Raw genomic sequence first — 20,929 nt, forward strand, 5'->3', positions numbered from 1 at the left:
TCTTGTTGAAAATTGCTTCCCTGAGTGCTCGGTCGGTTGACGCATTGTGAATGGGATCGTTCTTTGGAACCGAAAAATCCAGAAAGACGAGCGATGCCTGACCTTGGCGCCATTTCTTCTCGAATATCCAGTCCTCCAGAGTGTTGTAGTGACCTGAATAGGCCCAGGAGTGACTGATGAAAACGTGAACCTGGTGTGTACTCATTGTCAATGCCTCAGTTTCTCAATTGTCCATGACTATTTCATCTCGACGGCTGCTTCACATCGTGCTCTACCCTCGACAAAACCATAGGATTATTCCGACAGCGAACACTGTCGTCTCAAGTACGCCGAAGATCCACGGGGTCAAAGATTCGGTTCGCGTAAATGGCTTGTACTTTGACTGGTCCTTCCCCTCTCCTAGCGCGATCCATTCAGCGGCAAAAATTCGAGCCGGCAGTCTGCGTTCGAGCGCGTGAATGACGACGAATTTACCCCGGTTGAGCTGACCAAAAGATGAGATCATTCTGTGCCATGCGAAACAGAGAACCATCCCGCTCAGACCTAGCATGACGAGCGCGGGACCGGCTATGCTCGGTGCTGTTTGCCCACGTATGAGGAGTCCTATGGTTGCCAGGATGATCGAATTGACGGATAGGAAGAACGTATTGACCTGCTGCCGACGAGAGACCAGGGATTCCGAGGTGCTCACAAAGAGCTTGTATTGTTCGAGCAGTGCTGAAGCTTCGGTCTCGCTCAACTCTTTAGAATTGGGCTCTCCGAAAAGCTCCTGCTCGACCGTATTCGGTTCCGATGCCATTTAACTCACCCACTATTCTCTCGATGTCCCACGGTAGGGGGGCAACGTTAAGCGCCGCAAGGGCAGGCGGCACTCTCGGCACTGTCGGCTCAAGGGAAACCGCCATGATGTACTTGTCCAACTCCACGCTCTTTCTGATTTCCCAATCTACCGCCTTGCTCCGATGCGTCGTTTTCCCGATCAAGCAGACCGTGACGCTACAGGCTCGAATGAGCCGTTCCGCGTTCGTCTTCCAGGCGTGTTCAAACGTCTCCTTAATCGAGTAGTCACGAAACACCTCGCTTGCCTCCGAAAGAGATCGACAAGCCCCTTGTCTTCCGTGCTGAAACTCAGAAACACGTTGCGCGTCTGAGCACGAACCGCATGCACGTCTTCAGGCCGAAACTCGGTCGTTCGTCCGGGTTTGCGTTGGCCTCGGCGAACCGCCCCTGCCTGCTTGACGCTTGTTGCCAAACGCTCAAAGTCCTTTTGTTTCATAGACCCTCTAAAGAAAGCGTCCGAAATCCTCTTAGGAGAGAGTGGTGGATCGTCACGTCTGTCGGGAGGGGCAGGCCGTCGGCCTGTACGCTCTCCAGGTAGGCGGCTACGGCCTCCCGGATGTTCTCCAGTGCTTCTTCTTGCGTCTCCCCCTGCGAATGACACCCCTTGAGAGCGGGGCACCAGACATGGAAGCCCCCTTCCTCTTCGGCTTCTAGGATGACGGTGTAACGCATGTTTCCTCTTGGGTGAACTTTGGAATCGTCCTGGTTCGGATCAGTCCCAGATGCCGTGAGATTAGCCCGCGCTTATAGTGCAATCAAGAACCGTCTGGGCGGCAAGGCCCACGAGCCGCATAAGCAGTCAGGCGCAGCTGCCCAAGCGTGAGCCGGGAGATTGCTGGTGGAGGCGGAGCGACCTCCAGGAGGAGCAAAACAGTCCCGTAGCTAGCGGTTTACGTTAGGCTGTAGCCAGGCCGTTCCGCTCTCGTCATGCCGGGCGTGATCCGGCATCCAGAGGCGGGGGGCTTGGGGGCTGGATTCCTGCTTTTGCAGGAATGACGGGCGGCTATACAGCATCGTTATTTGCTCTCAAGCGTCAATCAGACGGCGTTCCTTGCGAAAACACCAGCATGGGGCTATATGATGGCAATGTCGGAGAAACGAAAGCCGACGTATGATCTGAAAGCCATCAAGACCGCGTTTGCCACGGCAGCAGGCTTAAAGGCCACGGGTTCGGCAATACAAGATGCAGCAGCCTTGGGGTTTGGAAGTGCTGAGATCATTGATACCGTTCAGTCCATACAGAGAACACACTTCCACAAGTCGATGACCTCCTATGCCGATCATCAAGTTTGGCAGGATGTCTATTATGTGCCGTCGGAGGTAGGGACGCTGCATGTAAAGTTCACAGCCGATGCTGTGACTGAATTTCTGCTCCTGTCGTTTAAGGAGAAGTAAGATGACCGCTCCGATTTGCCCGGAAACGGGGACGCCGATGAAGCGTGGCGTTGCGCCGATGACGATCTCCTATAAGGACCAGTCGTCAACGTTCGAGATGCCCGGCTGGTATTGCGACGAGTGCGATGAGAGCATCCATACCGGCGACGATATGAAGGTCTCCGACCGGATGCTGAAGCGGCTCAAGGCCCAGTCCAAAAGCCAACGCACCGTTCAACTTGCGGCTCAATAACCCCCTTGTCTGTCCGCGTCACTTGCATTTCATGCCCCTCGTGCTGCGCTCCTGGCCTTCGCGGTCTTTTTCAAAGCGTCTCGTGGTCAACAGAACATTGCGCAATCAAGAACCCCGTTGACGGGCTGGCTGAGTGCGAATCTTGCCCACGTCTTCAGGCCGAAACTCGGTCGTCCGTCCGGGGCTGAGTTGCCCTCGGCGAATCGTCCCTGCCTGCTTGACGCTTGCTGCCAAACGCTCAAAGTCCTTTTGCTTCATAGACCCTCTAAAGAAAGCGTCCGAAATCCTCTTAGGAGAGAGTGGTGGATCGTTACGTCTGCCGGGAGGGGCAGGCCGTCGGCCTGTGCGCTCTCCAGGTAGGCGGCTACGGCCTCCCGGATGTTCTCCAGCGCTTCTTCTTGCATCTCCCCCTGCGAATGACACCCCTTGAGCGCAGGGCACCAGACGGCTTCGACAAGAACCGTGTAACGCATTTTTCCTTCCACTGAGCCACTTGGAGAACGTTCCCACCTGCAATCAGGATTGATTTTCTTGACTGGTCACGTAGCCTGGTCACATGAGAGAAATCAACGCGTCAGAGTTCAAGGCAAAATGTCTGGCTATTCTCGACGAAGTCGTACAGACCGGACAGTCGGTAACAATTATGAAACGTGGGAAACCGGTTGCCCAGCTTGTTCCGCCTGTCCCCAGACAGCATGGCTACCCGCAGGACGCCCTGTTCGGAACAGTGAAAATTCATGGAGATATTGTCGAACCAGTCCTGGACGCCGACGCCTGGGACGCTGAACGGGAGAAGATCAAGTGAAGGTGCTCCTTGATACCCATATTCTGATTTACTGGCTGGGGACCGACCTGCGTCTGTCAGTGGAGCAGAAAAGAGTCCTTGAGCAAGCCAGCCCTGAGAACCCGCTGTGGGTCTCTGATATCACGCTGTGGGAGATTGCGACCCTGTACAATCTCAAGCGTCTCTCATTCCATCTGCCACTACGGGACTGGCTCGAAGCCGCGACCGCCCCACCCCTAGTACAACGGGTTGGCATCTCCCCTGCCATTGCTGCGGCAGTGGCTGCCCTGCCGTCTTCCTTTCATCGTGACCCAGCCGACCGCATCATTATTGCCTCGGCCCAGCTTCTCGGCGCAACATTGCTGACACACGACAAACAAATCATCCAATCTGCTCTTGTTCCGACCTTGTAGGCATTGATGGGGCTCCGTCCAGAGACACAAGGCTCTCCCTACAGGCTCGAATGAGCCGTTCCGCGTTCGTCTTCCAGGCGTGTTCAAACGTCTCCTTAATCGAGTAGTCACGAAACACCTCGCTTGGCTCAGAAAGAGATCGACAAGCCCCTTGTCTTCCGTGCTGAAACTCAGAAACACGTCGCGTGTCATTGGCAGTCACTCCCACTCGGAGAGTTGTATCGCCTCTCAGTCTTGCTTGGCCCAACTGGTCTCGTAGTCGGTGCTCATCCGCACCTGAGCGCGCAGGTGCTGAATCTTCCACTCGCCGCCCACCTTGACGTAGTCGTCCTCGTAGCGAACCGCCTGCCACTTTGCCGTGGTCTCGCCAAAGGTGAACGGCCCGATGAAATACCACCGGCCGGTGGCACGCTCACCCTCGACCTTGATGACCGGGTTCATCACCATGTGCTGGGAGAAGCTGATCATTTTTTGGAAGCCTTGGAACAGCTCCCGGATGCCGGCGTGGCCCTCGCCCTTGCCAAAACCTGCCGCCTCCCAGATGCCGTCTTCGGCAAAGATCGTGGTGATGCGACCCGGATTATGATCGTCGTCGCAGATATCGCAATACTCGGCCTTCAACTGCTTGATGGCCTCAATGTCTTCCATCCGGGTGAGACGTTGTTCGAGTTCTGTCATGTCCATTGTGGTTCCTCCTGTGTCGCTCGGTTGGCGTTGACGCGGCCATTATAGCGACGGCCGGCGCTCCCGCATACGGTGGCCGGGCGAGCGGAAAAGTGCTAAGGCTCGGCTTCATCCGGCCCGACAAGGAGTCCCTATGCTCATGCAGCAGCCGATTGGCAATTACACCTTCATCAAAGGCATCGGTCCCTTTTGTTCGGGCTGTAAAGCCCAGCCCGGCTATGAGATTGTCCACGCCCGCTTTCATCCCCTGCCCTCCTTACAGGCCGGCTTCGGGCTGATCGAGCGTCATCTGCAAAGCCTCGGGCGCCCCATCCAGGCGCTGTGCGGCATGGAGCTGCGCATACCCCAGCCGCTGTCAGCCCAGGCGTTTGCCGAGTTCAACGCGCCGTATATCGCACGCCTGACCGACTGGGACCTGCCCGTCGATGGGGTGAACCCCGTCGCCCGAACGAATGTGGCGCCTGCGGTCCACCCGCCCGCCGAACCCGGGGTGTACGGCTTCTCGTATACCCTGCCCAGCCAGCAGCGGGGCACGACGTTTGTCCTGTCCGGTTCGGCCGAAACTCAACGCCGGTCCGACGGGGGCGAGGGCTACGAGATTGTGAGCCACGGGGATGTCTCGCCCGAGGGGCTGACCAGAAAAGCCGATCATGTGCTGGATACCCTGGCGGCTCGCCTGCGCGAGCTGGAAGTCGGCTGGACGGATGTCACCACGGTTCAGGTGTACACCGTTCGCGATATCCATGCGCTGCTCGAAACGAGCTTGCGGCCTGCTCAGCAGAGCCGCCACGGCCTCCAGTGGCACTACGCCCGTCCGCCGGTGACAGAACTGGAGTACGAGATGGACGCCCGGGGCGTCCGCCAGGAATATATCGTGTCGGGCGTCTAAGTGACGCCTAGTCGAAGTCGTAGTCCTCGAGGTAGTCGCGGAGGCGGCTCAGCGCGGTTTCGAGCCGCTCGTGAGACTGGGCGAAGCACAGCCGGAAGTGGTCCTCGTTGCCCGGCCCAAAGGTGAAGCCCGGCGCCAGGCCGACGTTTTTCTCGGCCAGCAGGCCCTGCACGAAGTCCAGGCTGGAGCGCAGGCCGCGGACGCGGGGAAAGGCGTAGAAGGCGCCCGCCGGCTCGCTCAGCTCAACGCGTGGATGGGGGGCCAGCATCTGCATCACCATCTGGCGGCCGGCCCGGTAGCGCTCGCGCAGCTCGCGCACGAAGGATTCACCCTGGGTGAGGGCGGTGATGCCCGCCATCTGGATAAAGGGCGGGGCGCCGGTATTGGAGCACTCGGACAGGGCGGTCATCTGCTCGCCATAGCCGGTCGGTATGACCATCCAGCCCAGCCGCCAGCCGGTCATGGCAAACGCCTTGGAGAAGCCGTTGACGACGATGAGCGGGTCGTCCGGCTCGGCGATGGACAGAAACGAGGGGGCGACATCGCCGTCGAAGACGTTGCGGTGATAGACCTCGTCGGCGATGATGACGATGCCCCGCCCGCGGCAGAAATCGAGCAGCCGCTGTTGTTCGTCGGCCGGCATGACCCAGCCGGTGGGATTGCAGGGACTGTTGAGAAAAAGCGCCTTGGTCTTCGGCCGGGCGGCGGCGAACAGGTCGTCAAGCTCCAGCCGCCAGCCCTGCGGCTCGATCCGTTGGCGCACGAAGTCAAACGTCGCGCCCGTCATCTGGAAGGCACGGTCGATATTGGGCCAGTTGGGGCTGACGATCAGGCCGTGGTCGCCGGAGCCGAGCGTCATCCGCGCCGCCATCGAGATACCCAGCATGGTCGAGCCCGGCACGACGACGCGGCCCAGGTCAAGCTCAATCCCGTACAGGCGGTCGAGATAGTCCTTGATTGCCGCTCGCAGATCCGGCCGTCCTGCGGGATGGTTGTAAAAGGTCAGCCCGTCGTCGAGCGCGCCCTTGGCGGCCTCGCGGATGAATGCCGGAGTCGGCAGGTCGCCCTCGCCGAACCACAGCGGAATAACCGACGGGTCGCCGATGCGGGGCAGGCCGACCTTGGTGATGCCGTTCTGGCGCAGGCTCTCGAACTCGCGGCGCAGGGTGCTCATGCCGTGGCCGTCCTGTTCCCCGAGCCGTCCGCACCACGGTCTGTCTGGCCCGCAGCTCCCCGCCAGGGCTCGACCTCGACCCGGCAGTCGTAGAAGGTGCCGCCACCGCCCAGGTCGGTCAGTTTGGCCGAGGTCACGTTGTTCACGTTGCCCCTGCCGCCGGACAGTTTGTCCCACCAGCCCCAGAAGGTGGCGACTGTGCCGGGCGCGACATTGGTCGAGATTGTGAGCGGCATGACGAACGCGCCCCGGGCGTTGAACACCCGGACGTCCGCGCCGTCTTGCAGTCCCCGGGCTGCGGCGTCGTCAGGGTGGATTTCCAGGGTTCGGGCGGTGTTTTCCTGGCGGCGCATCACCGGCAGGTGGCCGTAGGAGGAGTTGAGCGAGTCCTTGTGTTTGCGGGGCAGAAAGTTGAGCGGGTAGGGGCCGTCACTCAGTGTTTCGTGGGGCGGCACGAAGCCGGGCAGGGGGTCGAGCCCGTCGCGGGCCAGCTTCTCGCACCAGAACTCGAACTTGCCCGACGGGGTCAGAAAACCGCCTCGGGCGCGCGGCAGCAGATCCGGCTCGGACCGGGTGCGGACAAAGGGCTGGCTGAGGAACGCGTCGCTGGGCACCTGCTTCTTGAGCGACTCGGCCGTCAGCTGGGACGCCGAGGCGTACACGGCCGGCTCGGTAATGCCCAGCCCGGCGGCCAGCAACTGAAACACCTCAGCATTGGACTTGGCCTCGCCCAGCGGTGCGATCGCCTGGGGACTGAAGCTGCCAAAATCGCCACCATAGGCTAGGACGGCGTCGTCGTGCTCCAGGGGTGAGGTGGCCGGCAGCACGATATCGGCGTAGTCGGCACTATCGGTCAGGAACATGTCGTGGACCACGGTGAACAGATCGGGGCGTTGCAGGGCGCGCCGCAGGCTGGTCTGGTCGGGCAGCGAGGCGGCCGGGTTGCAGTTGTAGTTGTAGATGACCTTGATCGGCGGGTCGAGCGTGGGGTCGAGCAGGTGCTCGGCCAGGCGCACCATGTTGATCTCTCGGGTGCCCGGCGGAGACAGGTCGGGCCGCATCACTGCTGTCATGTTCTGGGCGGTGAACATCGCTCCGCCAAAATTACACAGCCCGCCCCCGACCTCGCGCCAGGCGCCGGTCAGGGCCGGCAAACACGCCACCGCCCGGATCGCGGCCGCAGCCCCGCCGTTGCGCTGAATGCCGATCCCGATGCGGATGGCGGCCGGCCGGGTTGTCGCGTAGTCGCGGGCCAGCTCTTGAATCTTTTCAAGCGGGATACCGCAGGCGGCCGACAGCTCGGCCAGGGACAGGCTGTGGAGCCGGTCAACAAAGGCCTCATAGCCGAGGCTGTACTCGCGCACATAGTCCGCATCGACCAGACCCTCGTGTTCGATGACCTTCAGCATGGCCAGAGCCAGGGCCGCGTCCGTGCCCGGCCGGATAAAAACATGCTCGTCGCCCGCCCGAGCGGTGCGTGAGCGGTAGGGATCAATCGTAATCACACGCGCCCCGCGACGACGCGCCTCCTGGACCAGAGGCCAGACGTGAAAACCGGTGTTGAGCGGGTTTGCCGCCCAGAAGATGATCAGTTTGCTGTTGACCAGACCCTCGGGGGCAAAGCCGAAAAAAACGTCCGAGTAGGCCAGCGCGCCGTACAGCCCGCCCGCGCAGATGGTCCGCGCCAGGGTTGACGCGCCCAGGGCGTGGAAGAAACGCCGGTCCAGGCCGTTGCTCTGATACACCCCGTTATTGCCGCGGTAGGAGTAGGGCAGAATCGACTGCGGACCGTGCTGGTCAATAGCCGCCCGCATCTGGCGGCAGGTAGTGGCGATGGCCTCGTCCCACGAGATTTGCTCAAAGCGCGCTCCCGGCCCCTTTGGGCCGACCCGCCTGACCGGATGCAGCAGGCGGTCGGGCGCGTACACCCGGTCGAGGAATTTGTTGACCTTGGCGCACAGTGCCCCGCGCGTAAACGGATGGTCTGCGTTGGCCCGGACGCTGACCGCCCGGCCGTGGTCTACGGTCACATCCATCAGACACGAATCAGGACAATCGTGGGGACACGCGACGTGGGCAATGTGTGACATGGCTGCCTCCTTAGTCTACGTGTGCGTGTAGCACATGCAGGTCCAAGCGCGCAAAGCCGGGCGCTTAGGGCCGGAACTGCAACACCCGCGGCACCAGCCGGGCCGGCTGCGATACCAGCTTGTGGGCCACCTCCAGCCACTCGCAGACCAGTTTTCGGGTGTCCCTGGGGTCGATCATCTCCTCAAGCTGAAACTTGGACAAAGGCCCCAGCGGTCCCCGCGTGCTCTCAATCCGGGCCATGAGTTCGTCGCGAAACGCCTGGGGGTCGGCCGCTTCGGCCAGCTGCCGCTTATAGGCGGCCTCGATCCCGCCCTCGGGAGGAATACCGCCCGCGTCCGTAGCCGGCCAGGCGACGCGCATTGACGGCCGTGAGCGCGGGGTGGCGTAGTTGTTGCCAGCCACGCCAAAGCTGCGCCGCATCAGGACGGTGAAAATGGGAACACGGACCTGGGCGAAGGCGATCATCCACTCACCGCCGCGGCGGATCGTGCCGGTCGTCTCATGCTCCAGACCCACGGCAAAGCCCGGGTTGTCGATCAGGTTCAGGATCGGCAGGTGGAACAGATCGCACAGGTCCAGGTGGCGGGTCAGCTTGCTGCACCCGTCTGCGGTCAGCGCGCCGCCGTTGATGTGCTGGCTGTCTGAGGCGATGACCCCCATCGGATAGCCGTTGAAGCGCACAAAGCCGGTGATCTGGTCGGTGCCCCACAGCGGCCCAATCTCGAAGAAGGAGCCGATATCGGCCATCAGGCTGATGGCTCTGCGTATGTCAAAGGTCGTGGTGCGCTTGCGCGGGATGAGGCTGAACAGCTCCTCCTCACGGCGGTCGGGCGGATCGTCGGCTGTGGGTGGCAGGACCGGGGGCGTTTCATACACGCTCGACGGCAGGTAGGACAGAAAGCGCCTGGTCATCGCCATTGCTTCCTGTTCGGTCTCGGCCAGGTTATCCACCGAGCCGTTGCGGCAGTGGACCTGCCAGCCGCCCAGCTCTTCTTTGGTGATGTCATAGCCCATGGCGTGGCGCACGACCGGCGGTCCGGCCACAAACAGCTGGGCGATGTCGCGGACCATGACCGAGAAGTGGCCCAGGACGGCCTTGGCCGCTCCGATGCCGACCACGCTGCCGAGCAGCAGGTTGACCACCGGCACGCTGCACAGCTGCTCGGTGTACATGCTGCTGCCCAGCTCCCCGGGCAGGTGGGAGCCGCCACCGCCGGCAACCCGCGGCCGGCCGGCCTTGATCGCCCCGGCGCTCTCTTTGGCGCTACTCTCGCCCTCTTTTTTCTGGGCCGGGACCATGGCCGCCACGCTGCCGCCGCCCGATGAGCCGTCCAGCAGCCGGACCGAGGGCAGGCGCAGCTCCAGGGACAGGCGGTCCAGGTAGATGCTCTTGGCGCTGATCGCTCCGTCCGCATGCCCACCGCGCGAGGTAAAGTCGTCGGCACACACGACTGCGGAGCGGCCGTCGATCTTGCCCCAACCGCCGACATGGTTGGCGGGCGTGAAATCCAGAATGCTGCCGTCTTCGGCGTACGAGGCGAATCCGGCCACGCTGCCCACCTCGCGGAAGCTGCCGTCGTCCACCAGCAGCTCGATACGCTCCCGACAGGTCAGCTTGCCGCGGCCGCGCTGCCGGACGACGCCCGGGTCGTCGGAGCCCGGCGCCAGCCGCTTCAGGGCCAGCTGTTGCAGGGCTGCGACCTGATCCAGAACCGGAGCCCAGGTCTGCGCGTCGGCCGGCGGCTGTGGGTGGCGGGTATCCGCACCCTCAGTCGGGGTGAGCACCATCACCACCTGTCCGACGGCCACGTTGTCTCCGACGCTCAAGGCTTGGGCGGCCGTTACCACGCCCGCGCACGGCGCCGTGATTACGGACTCCATCTTCATCGCGCTGAGGATCAGCAGGGTATCGCCGGCGGCTACTACAGTATCTTCCTGCGCTCGCAGCTCCACCACAGCCCCGGCCATCGGACACGCGACCGCGTGTTGGCCGGGATTCACCTCCAGAGCCGGCGCGAAGGAGGCGGGTGGCGGGTGCACGCCGGTCGGCGCGTCTATGCCCAGGCTGCGCGCCTGCTGTTCCAGCAGCGCCACGGCGCCGTTGCCCGCGTCCAAGGCCGTGGGCGCCAGGAGTTGAGGTTCCTCGGCCAGCAGCGAGGTGCGGGCATCGCCGGCCCGGACGGCCGGGTGAGAGAGGATGGTCTTGAGCTGGGGCAGGTTTGTCGGCAGCCCGGCAATATGGAACTCGTCCAGCGCACGCAGAGTCCGGTCAAGGGCCGAGGCAAAGGACGCCGAAGAGCTGGACGAACACACAACCTTGGCCAGCAGTGGGTCGAACTGGGGCGGTGGGGTGTAGCCGAGGTAGCCGCAGGCGTCGACCCGCACGCCCGGCCCTGTGGGTTCTTTATAGGCGCTCAGCGTTCCCCCGCCTCTGGCAACGACCCTGGCCTGGACGGCAAAGCCGCGCGGGGCGCTCACGACCCGCTGGTCGCCCAGACCCAGGGACTCAAGCGTCGCACCGGCCGCAATCTGGAACTGCGCCTCGACCAGGTCTATGCCCGTCACCTGCTCGGTGACTGTGTGCTCGACCTGGATGCGCGGGTTGCATTCGAGGAAGAAGTGCTGGCCGGTTTCGGGCGCGACCAGGAACTCCACGGTTCCGGCGTTGACGTAGTCCGCGGCACGGACCAGCTTGAGCGCGTCGGCGAACAGCTTGTCACGGACCGTGTTGTCGAGCGCCGGCGCCGGGGCTATCTCCACGACCTTCTGGTTTCTGAGCTGGACCGAGCAGTCCCGTTCGTAAAGATGGACCGCGTTGCCGTGGGCGTCGGCCAGGATCTGGACCTCGATGTGTCGCGGCCGGCGGATGAGTTTTTCAACGAACACCGCGCCGTCGCCAAAGGCGGCCTGGGCCTCGCTGCGGCAGCGCTCAAGGGCCTCGGGCATGTCCTCGGCGCGTTCGACCGTGCGCATGCCGCGCCCGCCGCCGCCCGCCGCTGCCTTGAGCATGACCGGATAGCCAAGCTCAGCGGCCAGCCGTGCGGCTTCGTCCGCCGAGGTCAGCGGCTGTGCGCTGCCGGGTACGACCGGAATGTGCAGCGACTGGGCCAGCCGGCGGGCGCGCAGCTTGTCCCCGAACAGTGCCAGCGCCGCAGGCGGCGGACCGACAAAGGTCAGGCCCTCGGACGCGCAGCGCTCGGCAAAGGCCGCGTTCTCGGACAGGAAGCCGTAGCCCGGGTGGACGCAGTCGCAACCCGTCGCCTGGGCTGCCTGGATAAGAGCCTGGGCGTCGAGGTAGGCGCGCACCGCGTCCGCAGCGTCCCCGTTGCGGCTGGCGATCTCACGCGTTTCGGTGGTGAACCGGGTATGTAGCGACAGCGCATCGACCGCAGCGTACACGCCCACCGATTCCATGCCGAGGGCGGCTGCGGCTTTGGCGACGCGAATGGCAATCTCGCCGCGATTACTGATCAAGACGCGTGTGAGGCCGGTCTCTTCTCGCCCCTGTTGACTCATCGAACCCTCCTTTGCGAGCACGGCCGAAACCGCACGCCGACGCGGTCAGCGTGCTCTGACGCCGTGGCTCGGCGCGCTCAGGATGCCATCAGCCACGCGGTCGCTCAACCCGTCCCCCGCTATGCGAGTCGGCGGTGGCGGGCGCTCGCCGGGCCGAATCAGACGCTGGACAAGAGCCGGCCGGGTGTGGCATGTAGGGCCTGCACGCAGAGCTATGACCGGCACAGCGGAGGACCGTATGCGACAGACCGGAACGGGAATACTGATACTGGTGGTGATACTCGCGGGAGCGGGCTGGGCGCCCCAGTCCGTCCGGGCGCAGAACACGGTCAGCGTCCTCATTGAGGGCTACGTCAAGCCCATAGAGGGACGCCAACCCATGCCCGGCGTATCGGACGACGGCGCCCGACACGTGGCCGGCACGGTCGTCCTGGTGCGGGGCGAGGCGGTCACCCTGGTGGCCGACCCCGGTATGGTGACTGATCGGGCGCTGATTATCGACGCGCTGCAAAAAGAGGGCGTCTCGCCCGAGGAGGTGAGCCATATCTTCATCAGCCATCACCATCCCGACCACACGGTGAATATCGCCCTGTTCCCCAACGCCGAGCTGGTCGACTTCTGGGCGCGCTACAAGGGCGACCTGTGGCAGGATCACGGCGAGGAGTACGAGCTGGCGCCCGGTATCAGGGTCGTACGCACGCCGGGCCATACCGAGGAGGACGCCTCTCTAGTGGTCGAGACCGACCAGGGCATCTACGTCCTGACCCACCTGTGGGCGTTTGCCGATATCCAGCCCGGCGAGGACCCGCTGGCCTGGAGCCAGGCCAGCCTCGACGCCAACCGGGAAAAGATCTTGCAGATCGCCGACTGGATCATTCCCGGCCACGGCAGCCCGGTGAAGAATCCCCACAAAAACTAGGGACCGTCAGCGCGGCCGGCCCCAGCCGTTCCAGTAGGTGACCTCTTCGACCGGCAGACGCTTGGCCGGTCTGAAATCGTCGCCCGTAAAGTGGGCCACCGGCAGCAGCGCAACCTGTAAGATAGTGTCCGGAATATCCAGAATCTCGGCCGCCTCCTTCTCGTAGACCAGGTGGACGGTGGTCCAGGCCGTGCCCAGGCCGCGCGTGCGCAGGGCCAGCATCAGCGACCAGGCTGCGGGCAGAATCGAGCCGTACAGCGAGGCGTGGTAGAACGAACTCGGCGTGGGAGACTGGAACAGCAGCGGGTAGTCTTTCACCTGGGTGTTGATGCAGGGGATGATGTGGACCGGGGCCTCGTGGACGCGCTCGTTCAGGTACATGCTGGCGTCCAGCATGCGCTGCCACTGACCCGCCCGCAAGCTGTCGGTCGGATACTGGGGCGGCTGCTGGTTCTGGAACTCCACATAATCGCGCATGGCCCGGCGGTAGACCTCGCCCAGCGCCAGGCGTTTGTCCGGGTCGGTCACGACCAGGAAATACCAGCCCTGGGAGTTGACGCCGGTGGGCGATTGCAGGGCGATCTCGATACAGCGCTGGATCACGTCGGGATCGACTGGACGGCTGAAGTCCAGGCGTTTTTTCACCGACCGCGTTGTGGTCAGAATATGGTCTATGCTTGTCAGGTCCATGAGATTCCTCCTTTTGGGCCTGGCGTGTCCACACCCGGGTGGACGTGGACATCACCGGCCGGCCTTTGACAAAGACGCGCTGAGCGCAGGATAATCCGGGCTGACAAGGAGGTCCAGCCATGGGCACGCCCAAACACTACGCAGGCTATCGCTCGTATCAGTACCTGGATGCCGAGTCCGACTACAAAGCCTTCAGGCTAGCCAAACAGGTCGGGCGGGTGCCGTCGGCCCGGGTCGCCCTCAGCCCCGACCAGGAACAGCGCGTCCAGGACCTGCTGGCCCGGCACGTCGCCGTCTCCATGCACGATCACCCGGTCGTGGTGCCCGAGGATGTGAGCGAGATCTTCGAGCAAAAGCGCTTGGGACGCGACGTCAGCGGTTTTGAGGGCTTGGCGGCCTCCGGCCTGGACGCCGTTTTCGACAACCTGATGAACGGCCTGTGTACCATCACCTCGCAGGCCGGCTGGAAGTGGAGCGACATCATCCACGACCTGGGCATGCGTTTGTGTGATCTGGCCCACCAGGACTTCATCGTCGTGTGTGACGGGGTGCGCGATATCCTGAGTGCCCACCAGACGGGGCGGCTGGCCCTGGTGCCGACCCTTGAGTCGACCACTCCCATAGAGAACGAACTCGACCGGCTCGACGTGCTGTACGGGTTCGGTGTGCGCAGCATGGGCATCACCTACAGTGAATCGAACGTGCTGGGCAGCGGCCTGCGCGAGACTGGCGACGCCGGCCTGACCGACTTCGGGCGGCAGGCGGTGGAACGCATGAACAAGCTCGGTATCCTGATCGATACCGCCCACTGTGGCGACCAGACCAGCCTGGACACGATTGAGGTCAGCCAACAGCCGATTGTCATCTCGCACGCCGGCGCGCGGGCCCTGTGGGACACGCCGCGCCTCAAGCCCGACCACGTCCTCGAAGCCCTGGCCGCCAAGGGCGGTGTGCTGGGCATTGAGGCCGCCCCGCACACGACCCTGACCGAGCGTCACCCCCGGCATACGCTTGACTCGTGCATGGAGCACTTCGAGTACGCGGTGCGTCTGCTGGGGGTCGATCACGTCGGTTTCGGGCCGGATACCATGTTCGGCGACCACGTTGGCCTGCACCGGGCCTATGCCGCCCAACTGTCGGTCGCAAAAGTCCTCGGCAACAAGTCCTTCCAGCCGGTCGCGTATGTGGACGGGCTGGAGAATCCGGCCGACTTTCCCAATATCGTCCGCTGGCTGGTCAAACACGGCTACAGCGACGAGGATATTGCCAAGGTCATGGGCGGCAATGCGCTGCGGGTTCTCAAACAGGTCTGGATCCGCTGAGTCCGCTCGTTTCAGCCCGAGGCAAAGCGCCCGGCTTCGACATCCTGGATGAAGCGCACCAGGGCGCGGAAATAGGCGTCCTGGTCGTCGTACATGGCGCAGTGGCTGCCCCGCTCACAGATCGACACCCGGGCGTGTGGCATCAGGCTGGCCATGCGCTCAATGTCCGCCACCCGCATGGTGTCGAAACGGCCGACCGACAGTAGAGTCGGACACGCGATTCGGGACAGGTCGGCCCAACGATCCCAGTCCTTGAAGGTGCCCGTGACCACGAACTCGCTCGGCCCCTGCATGGTCTCGTAGACCGGCTTGCTCAGGTGTCGAAACATGCGGGTCAGCGGCTCGGGCCAGGGATCGAGCCGGCAGATATGCTTGGTGTACAGGTGGCTGAACAGCGCGTCTTCGTATTCGGGAGCCGTGTAGTCTTGGCGGGCTTCGTAGTCTTCCAGCAGGCGTAGCACGTCTGGGGCCAACTGCTGGCGCAGCTCGGTGGTATAGGCCACGTAGGAGGCGATGCTGGCGGTCATGTTGGAGACGATCAGGCCCTTGAGGTGGGCCTGGTGGCGCAGGGCGTATTCAATCCCCAACATGCCCCCCCAGGAGTGGCCGAACAGGTAGAACTGGTCCAGCTCCAGCGCCTGCCTGACCTGCTCGACCTCCTGGCAAAAGCGTTCCAGCGTCCACAGGCTGGGGTCGTCCGGCTGGTCGGAATAGGCCGAGCCGAGCTGGTCGTAATAGATCAGCTGGATGTCGTGCTGGGGCAGAAAATCCTCAAAGCAAGCGAAGTATTCGTGGGTACAGCCCGGCCCGCCGTGCAGCGTCAGGAGCGGAATCGAGCCCGAGCCCAGGCGTTTGGTCCACACCTGATAGCCGCCCGCAATAGGGATCATCCGAATACCGCCGGTCTTGACCTCGCTCACCGCGCCCTCCTGCTCGTGTTCAGATGTCGTCAGGGTTTGACGGCAATCGCCTCGACCTCAATCAGCAGACCCGGAAACGCCAGGCCGGCCACAACAACGGCCGTACTGGCCGGCGGGTTGTCGCCAAAGATATCGCCCCGGGCCTCCAGCATGTCCATGAATTTGTCGGCGTCGGTAATATAGGTGTTGATTTTGACGACATGCTCCATCTTGGCCCCGGCAGCCCTGAGGACGGCCTTGATATTCCGAAATACCTGGCGGGTCTGGGTCTTCATATTCTCCTTGCCGACCAGCTTCCCCTGGGCGTTAAAGGCGACCTGACCGGACACGTAGATGGTGTTGCCGATCTGCTTGGCCTGGGCCAGCGGCAGCTTGTCGTCCCAGCTCCAGCCCGGGTCGATAATGCGGGCCAGGCCGCTGTCCGGGACCGGGGCTGCGGCCCTTTTGGTGCGAGACGTACGGCGTGCTGTTTGGGTTGCCATTGCTCCTCTCCTTTCCCCCGCGCGCTACTTCAGGCCTTCCCCGTTCGGATCGTCGATGATGAACCGCCAGGTTCCGTCGGCCTGCTTGCGGACGACCTCCACGCTGTGGAGGGGCGTGGTGACCGGCTTGCCGTCGGGACCCGGACTGGTGCTGCTGCCCTTGACCCGGGTGACGGCGATAGACCCGTCGGCGCTGGGGACGGCGGTGACCGACTCGATGTTGAACGTTGCCTTGGCGGCCATGAAGCCCTGCATGATATCGCGGATAGCGGCCTGGCCGGTGACGACCTGGTCGGCAGACACCACAAAATTGGCGTTCGGCTCGTACAGCGCTATCGCCGTCTCGAGGTCTCCCTTTTGTATGGCGTCTATCAAAAGCAGATCGCACTCTTCGGGTTTGTGTGCTGGCATGACTCTCTCCTCCTTTTTTCCGTAGCATTTCGCTCGGGTGTCTTCTCGTCCCTCCTGTGTAGCCCCGCCGCAGTCCCGGAGTCAAGCGAAAGCGCGCGGAGGCAGGCAGCCGAATCGAGGGGATGAGTTGCGACACTCCTCCGCCGAGATAGGAGCGTGCTCGGTCGGCTGCGATCATGGGCGGTCCGCACCGTTTGCCTCCAGCACCAGCCGGACGCCTTCCCATACCTGGCGGACCAGACGCTGGAGGAGCGTCCCAATCTTCTCTCCCAAGTAGGTCCGGTCGATCGTCTGGAGCTGGGTGACATTGACAACGCACGGCTTTGGCAGGTTTGCCTCGCCCTTGCGCAGACGGACATTGCCGGGCAGAGCGGCATAGCGCAGCTGTGAGGTGAGCACCGCAACGACCACAGTATTGAGGCGGCTGTGGTTAAACCGGTCGTGTTGCAGAACGACAGCCGGACGACGGCCCCCGGGCTCTGATCCCTCGCCCGCAAAAACCACCCAGTATATCTCTCCCTGGTGTATTACCATTCCTCTCTGGTCCATGGGTGCATCTCTAAAAACTCGTCAGCCGTGCGTTTCTGTTCCGCTCGGATCGTCTCATCGGCAAACAGGGCGTCAATCCGGGCGGTGATGTCCCGGTCCCTTTTGGCTCGGGCTACCCGAGCCAGGATGGTGGCAATGGTACGGCTGCGAGACTCGCCCCGTTGCGCGGCCAGACGGTCGACCGTTTCCAGCACCGGCTGGGGCAGGGAAATGGCGATCTTCTTCATGGGCATGGCTTCCTCCTCGTGGTCCACCGTTGGTATTCCTGAATATTCATACCATATGTCACAGGATCGCTCTCGAAAAAAGCGCCAAACGGGAAAGGCTTGTTTCGGGCCGCAGTGGCGTGTCCGATTTGGCTTGACACCACTCTTGGGGTGTGGCGATAAGGACGTGTCTGGAGGACGTGCGTATGAACTTTCAGATCAGCCCGGAAGACGAACAGCTGCGGCAACGGAGTCGGCGCCTGGCCCAGGGTTTTGCCGCCCGGGCGGCCGAGCACGACCGGGAGGCCAGCCATCCGCTGGAAAACTACGCGGCGCTGCGCCAGGAAGGGTTCTACGGACTGAACATCCCCCAAGACATGGGTGGTCAGGGGGTCGGCTTGCTCGGTTACTCGCTGGCCGCCGAACAGCTGGCCCAGGGCTGCCCCTCGACCGCGCTGTCCTTCAATATGCATGTGTCGATTGTGGGGCCGCTGTTCGAGAGTCCAGACGTCTCGCCGGCGACCAAAGACTATCTCGCCGATCTGGTGGTCAAACAACACAAATTGATCGCCGGCAATTTCTCCGAGTCCAGCAACTCCGGCCTGCTGGCCACCTATAAGCCGGCCACGCGGGCTACGCGGGTGGCCGGCGGCTACCGGCTCAGCGGCCGAAAAGCCTTTGCCTCAATGCTTGAGGCGGCGGACTTCTGTGCGGTCCTGGCTCATCCGGATGAAGCTGCGAGTTCTGCCGCAGCCATTCTGGTCCTGGTTCCGCGTGAGGTCGCGGGACGGCGCGTCGAACAGGTGTGGGACACCCTGGGGATGCGCGCCACGCGGAGTGACTCGCTCATTCTGGAGGACTGTGTTGTGCCCGAGCAGGCCGGCCTGTATCGGGTCGATGACATTCTGCCCTTCATTCGCAACGCGGCCAACTGGTTGTGGGCCTCGTATACTGCGGTGTATCTGGGCGTTGCCGCAGCCGCCTACGACGCGCTGCGCGAGATGGTCACCCAGCGCGTGCCCAAGGGTTACAGCCAGCCGTTGGCCTACCACGCGGATGTCCGCCGACGGGTGGCTGAGATGAGTGTCGATCTGGAAGCGGCGCGGCTCATGACCTATCACTCGGCCTGGCTCAGCGATAGCCAGGGCCCGACCCAGCAGACCCTGGCGGCGCTGTTCCGGGCCAAGTATCTGGTTGGCGAGGCGGTGGCGCGTATAACCCGCACCGCGCTGACGGTCGGCGGGGCGCACGCCCTGTTCAAGACGACCCCGATAGAGCGGCTGTTTCGAGACGGTGCGGTCGGGGCGATTCAGTTCCCGCCGAGCGATTTCTGCCTGTCCAGTGTGGGCAGCCTGGAACTCGGCCTGGACCCGCGCGAGGTCATGCCGCCGTTGAAGTAAGACCGGAGATTTCCCGGTCCGCACCAGACGCTGGCGGCCTGACGGTCGGGCTGGCGGTGGACCGCATTGACCGTTGCGCCCCTCTTGTCAGGCGCTCAAAAACCTGCATTTTTTGGGAAGCAGCGACTCTCGGAACACTGCCCGGAACCACCTGTCCGGGGCCTGTGTGTCTTGCTGTTGAAGGGGGCAGGGATGGAGGACTCAGCACGCGGCGTTACGCCAGCCCAGGGCAAACTCGGTGTTCTGCTGCCCGGCATGGGGGCCGTCAGCACGACCCTGATCGCCGGGGTTGAGCTGGTGAAAAAGGGCCTGGGACGGCCCATAGGGAGTCTGACCCAATACGGCAGCCTGCGGTCGGGCGCAGACCCCGCGGCCCGACGCATTCAGGACTGTGTGCCGCTGGCCGACCTGGACTCCCTGGTCTTTGGCGGCTGGGATATTTTTCCGGACAACTGTTATGAGACGGCCGTACACGCCGGCGTTCTTGAGCCACACCGGCTGGCGCCTGTTCGTGAGGAACTCAGCGCTCTCAGGCCGTGGAAGGCGGTCTTTGATCAGCACTACGTGCGTCGGCTGTCCGGCCCGCACGTCAAACAGGCGCCGAACAAATACGAACTAGCCCTTCAGCTGCGGACCGACATCGCCGATTTCCGCACCAGGCAGGGGCTGGCCCGGCTGGTGATGCTGTGGTGCGGCAGTACCGAGATTTTTCTGCAAACAGATCCGGTCCATGCCACCCTGCGGCGTTTCGAGCAGGGGCTGAAAAGCAACCATCCGGCTATCACGCCGACGATGATCTACGCCTACGCCGCGCTCATGGAAGGGGTGCCGTTCGGCAACGGTGCGCCGAATCTGGCGGTGGAGATTCCGGCCCTGCGGCAACTCGCCGATGAAAACGGCGTGCCGGTGTGTGGCAAGGACTTCAAGACCGGTCAGACCCTCCTGAAAACGATTCTGGCTCCCGGCCTCCGGGCGCGCAGCCTGGGGCTGCGGGGATGGTTTTCGACCAATATTCTGGGTAATCGGGACGGCGAGGTGCTGGACGATCCGGCCTCGCTCCAGACCAAGGAGCACAGCAAGCTGTCCGTCCTGGATTCTATTCTCCAGCCCGAGGTCTCTCCGGAACTCTACGCCGACTATGAGCATCAGGTCCACATTCATTACTACAAGGCGCGGGGCGATGAAAAAGAAGGCTGGGATAATATCGATATTTTCGGCTGGCTCGATTACCCCATGCAGATCAAGCTGAACTTTTTGTGCCGTGACAGCATTCTCGCCGCTCCGGTGGCGCTGGACCTGGTGTTGTTGCTGGACCTGGCCCAGCGCAGCGGGCTAGGGGGCGTCCAAGACTGGCTGGGGTTTTATTTCAAGAGTCCGATCTGCTCCGCGTGCGCCCCTCCACAGCACGACCTGTTCGCCCAGCTGGCCACCCTCGAAGACACCCTGGTGTCTCTGGGTCAGTCGGCCGCCTCTCCCGCTGTGAGAGCAGGCTGAGCGGCTCGGCTGACCCGATTCAGCCCTGGACTCTTTCTCCCAGCCGGCGGGCCGCATCGACCAGCGGCCGCACCAGAGCCGCAACATCCGGGTCGGCGATACTCGTGATCCCGGTCGGATTCGAGGCGAGTTGGTCGGTCTCGACCCGACGGTGGGCGATACGCCACTCGCCGTCGTATTTGACCAGCCGGTCGAGATAACGACCCTGGGCAAAGATCTTATAGCCGCCGGGTGTGGCCAGGCTGGCCAACATGCTGCACTGTCCGGTGGCCTGTTCGCCCTCAACCCGGTACAGGAAGTTGGCCATCATGTGGCGGCAGCGAATTTCCCGGACATGCACATCGGCGTAACCCCGCAGGGCGGCCTGGCCCTGCATGGCCCGCCGGCCAACCTGAAACACGCCGTCGGGGTGGAAGCACGCCACCCAGGCCTCGGGCTCAAGGTCGTCGATCGCGTGGGCGTAGCGGGCGAAGAGTTCTTGGATAGCCGTTTTTTCGAGCCAGTCCTGATCCATAGTG

Annotated in this window: 25 protein-coding genes; 9 read left to right on the forward strand and 16 right to left on the reverse strand. The window is 63.2% G+C overall.

Going from position 1 to position 20,929, the window contains the following annotated elements; translation table 11 throughout:
- From J4F42_11365 to J4F42_11380, 4 genes are all read right to left on the reverse strand, one after another.
- A partial coding sequence (locus J4F42_11365) for a hypothetical protein (protein ID MCE2486103.1) occupies positions 1-205 on the reverse strand: 205 nt, incomplete at its 3' end.
- Between the two features lie 66 nt (positions 206-271).
- Positions 272-799: a hypothetical protein gene (locus J4F42_11370; protein ID MCE2486104.1), complete on the reverse strand. Its 528-nt coding sequence runs from the start codon at positions 797-799 to the stop codon at positions 272-274.
- Positions 744-1,076, reverse strand: a complete 333-nt coding sequence (locus J4F42_11375; GenBank protein ID MCE2486105.1) for a TIR domain-containing protein — start codon at positions 1,074-1,076, stop codon at positions 744-746. The genes J4F42_11370 and J4F42_11375 overlap by 56 nt, the downstream gene beginning before the upstream one ends.
- 196 nt (positions 1,077-1,272) lie before the next feature.
- The gene (locus tag J4F42_11380) at positions 1,273-1,512 is read right to left on the reverse strand and encodes a type II toxin-antitoxin system HicB family antitoxin (protein ID MCE2486106.1); all 240 of its coding nucleotides are present in this window, start codon (positions 1,510-1,512) and stop codon (positions 1,273-1,275) included.
- 405 nt (positions 1,513-1,917) lie between these two features.
- Here J4F42_11380 and J4F42_11385 point away from each other — a divergent pair, with 405 nt between their 5' ends.
- Positions 1,918-2,235, forward strand: a complete 318-nt coding sequence (locus J4F42_11385) for a type II toxin-antitoxin system MqsR family toxin (protein MCE2486107.1) — start codon at positions 1,918-1,920, stop codon at positions 2,233-2,235.
- Position 2,236: 1 nt separating this feature from the next.
- Positions 2,237-2,467 (forward strand): YgiT-type zinc finger protein, encoded by a 231-nt coding sequence (locus J4F42_11390; protein MCE2486108.1) that lies wholly within the window; start codon positions 2,237-2,239, stop codon positions 2,465-2,467.
- Between the two features lie 254 nt (positions 2,468-2,721).
- On the opposite strand, the gene J4F42_11395 is transcribed toward J4F42_11390, so the two are convergent.
- Positions 2,722-2,940 carry a type II toxin-antitoxin system HicB family antitoxin gene (locus J4F42_11395; GenBank protein ID MCE2486109.1) on the reverse strand — a complete coding sequence of 73 codons (219 nt, stop codon included), beginning with the start codon at positions 2,938-2,940 and terminating at the stop codon, positions 2,722-2,724.
- A gap of 83 nt (positions 2,941-3,023) precedes the next feature.
- Here J4F42_11395 and J4F42_11400 point away from each other — a divergent pair, with 83 nt between their 5' ends.
- Both J4F42_11400 and J4F42_11405 read left to right on the forward strand, forming a co-directional pair.
- A complete protein-coding gene (locus J4F42_11400; GenBank protein ID MCE2486110.1) occupies positions 3,024-3,272 on the forward strand; it encodes a type II toxin-antitoxin system Phd/YefM family antitoxin in 249 nt (82 codons plus the stop codon).
- Positions 3,269-3,664 carry a type II toxin-antitoxin system VapC family toxin gene (locus J4F42_11405; protein MCE2486111.1) on the forward strand — a complete coding sequence of 132 codons (396 nt, stop codon included), beginning with the start codon at positions 3,269-3,271 and terminating at the stop codon, positions 3,662-3,664. Before J4F42_11400 ends, J4F42_11405 begins: the two co-directional genes overlap by 4 nt.
- A gap of 228 nt (positions 3,665-3,892) precedes the next feature.
- On the opposite strand, the gene J4F42_11410 is transcribed toward J4F42_11405, so the two are convergent.
- Complete coding sequence (locus J4F42_11410; GenBank protein ID MCE2486112.1) at positions 3,893-4,348, reverse strand: nuclear transport factor 2 family protein; 456 nt, start codon at positions 4,346-4,348, stop codon at positions 3,893-3,895.
- Positions 4,349-4,487: 139 nt separating this feature from the next.
- Here J4F42_11410 and J4F42_11415 point away from each other — a divergent pair, with 139 nt between their 5' ends.
- On the forward strand, positions 4,488-5,237 hold the full coding sequence (locus tag J4F42_11415; GenBank protein ID MCE2486113.1) for a hypothetical protein: 750 nt from the start codon (positions 4,488-4,490) through the stop codon (positions 5,235-5,237).
- A gap of 7 nt (positions 5,238-5,244) precedes the next feature.
- On the opposite strand, the gene J4F42_11420 is transcribed toward J4F42_11415, so the two are convergent.
- From J4F42_11420 to J4F42_11430, 3 genes are all read right to left on the reverse strand, one after another.
- A complete protein-coding gene (locus tag J4F42_11420; GenBank protein ID MCE2486114.1) occupies positions 5,245-6,411 on the reverse strand; it encodes a pyridoxal phosphate-dependent aminotransferase in 1,167 nt (388 codons plus the stop codon).
- Positions 6,408-8,501 carry a molybdopterin-dependent oxidoreductase gene (locus J4F42_11425; GenBank protein MCE2486115.1) on the reverse strand — a complete coding sequence of 698 codons (2,094 nt, stop codon included), beginning with the start codon at positions 8,499-8,501 and terminating at the stop codon, positions 6,408-6,410. Before J4F42_11425 ends, J4F42_11420 begins: the two co-directional genes overlap by 4 nt.
- A 64-nt stretch (positions 8,502-8,565) precedes the next feature.
- A complete protein-coding gene (locus tag J4F42_11430; GenBank protein MCE2486116.1) occupies positions 8,566-12,018 on the reverse strand; it encodes an ATP-grasp domain-containing protein in 3,453 nt (1,150 codons plus the stop codon).
- 238 nt (positions 12,019-12,256) lie between these two features.
- On the opposite strand from J4F42_11430, the gene J4F42_11435 reads away from it, so the two are divergent.
- Complete coding sequence (locus tag J4F42_11435; GenBank protein MCE2486117.1) at positions 12,257-12,937, forward strand: MBL fold metallo-hydrolase; 681 nt, start codon at positions 12,257-12,259, stop codon at positions 12,935-12,937.
- A gap of 6 nt (positions 12,938-12,943) precedes the next feature.
- On the opposite strand, the gene J4F42_11440 is transcribed toward J4F42_11435, so the two are convergent.
- The gene (locus J4F42_11440; protein ID MCE2486118.1) at positions 12,944-13,627 is read right to left on the reverse strand and encodes a nitroreductase family protein; all 684 of its coding nucleotides are present in this window, start codon (positions 13,625-13,627) and stop codon (positions 12,944-12,946) included.
- A 119-nt stretch (positions 13,628-13,746) separates the two neighbouring features.
- Between J4F42_11440 and J4F42_11445 the strand changes: the two genes are divergently transcribed.
- On the forward strand, positions 13,747-14,949 hold the full coding sequence (locus tag J4F42_11445; protein ID MCE2486119.1) for a membrane dipeptidase: 1,203 nt from the start codon (positions 13,747-13,749) through the stop codon (positions 14,947-14,949).
- 11 nt (positions 14,950-14,960) lie between these two features.
- Here J4F42_11445 and J4F42_11450 read toward each other — a convergent pair whose 3' ends face one another.
- From J4F42_11450 to J4F42_11470, 5 genes are all read right to left on the reverse strand, one after another.
- Complete coding sequence (locus J4F42_11450) at positions 14,961-15,869, reverse strand: proline iminopeptidase-family hydrolase (protein MCE2486120.1); 909 nt, start codon at positions 15,867-15,869, stop codon at positions 14,961-14,963.
- A 29-nt stretch (positions 15,870-15,898) separates the two neighbouring features.
- Positions 15,899-16,351 (reverse strand): RidA family protein, encoded by a 453-nt coding sequence (locus J4F42_11455; protein ID MCE2486121.1) that lies wholly within the window; start codon positions 16,349-16,351, stop codon positions 15,899-15,901.
- A gap of 24 nt (positions 16,352-16,375) precedes the next feature.
- Positions 16,376-16,762, reverse strand: coding sequence for an SgcJ/EcaC family oxidoreductase (locus tag J4F42_11460; protein MCE2486122.1), 387 nt, complete (start codon positions 16,760-16,762; stop codon positions 16,376-16,378).
- A 174-nt stretch (positions 16,763-16,936) separates the two neighbouring features.
- Positions 16,937-17,296, reverse strand: coding sequence for a type II toxin-antitoxin system PemK/MazF family toxin (locus J4F42_11465; protein ID MCE2486123.1), 360 nt, complete (start codon positions 17,294-17,296; stop codon positions 16,937-16,939).
- Positions 17,290-17,544: a hypothetical protein gene (locus J4F42_11470; GenBank protein MCE2486124.1), complete on the reverse strand. Its 255-nt coding sequence runs from the start codon at positions 17,542-17,544 to the stop codon at positions 17,290-17,292. The genes J4F42_11465 and J4F42_11470 overlap by 7 nt, the downstream gene beginning before the upstream one ends.
- 179 nt (positions 17,545-17,723) lie before the next feature.
- Between J4F42_11470 and J4F42_11475 the strand changes: the two genes are divergently transcribed.
- Complete coding sequence (locus J4F42_11475) at positions 17,724-18,917, forward strand: acyl-CoA/acyl-ACP dehydrogenase (protein MCE2486125.1); 1,194 nt, start codon at positions 17,724-17,726, stop codon at positions 18,915-18,917.
- A gap of 192 nt (positions 18,918-19,109) precedes the next feature.
- Complete coding sequence (locus tag J4F42_11480) at positions 19,110-20,411, forward strand: inositol-3-phosphate synthase (protein MCE2486126.1); 1,302 nt, start codon at positions 19,110-19,112, stop codon at positions 20,409-20,411.
- A 19-nt stretch (positions 20,412-20,430) separates the two neighbouring features.
- Here the strand turns inward: J4F42_11480 and J4F42_11485 are convergent, their stop codons facing one another.
- Complete coding sequence (locus J4F42_11485) at positions 20,431-20,925, reverse strand: nuclear transport factor 2 family protein (GenBank protein MCE2486127.1); 495 nt, start codon at positions 20,923-20,925, stop codon at positions 20,431-20,433.
- Positions 20,926-20,929: the final 4 nt, after the last annotated feature.

This window comes from Desulfurellaceae bacterium, assembly GCA_021296095.1.
In the GTDB taxonomy this organism is placed as follows: domain Bacteria; phylum Desulfobacterota; class Binatia; order Bin18; family Bin18; genus JAAXHF01.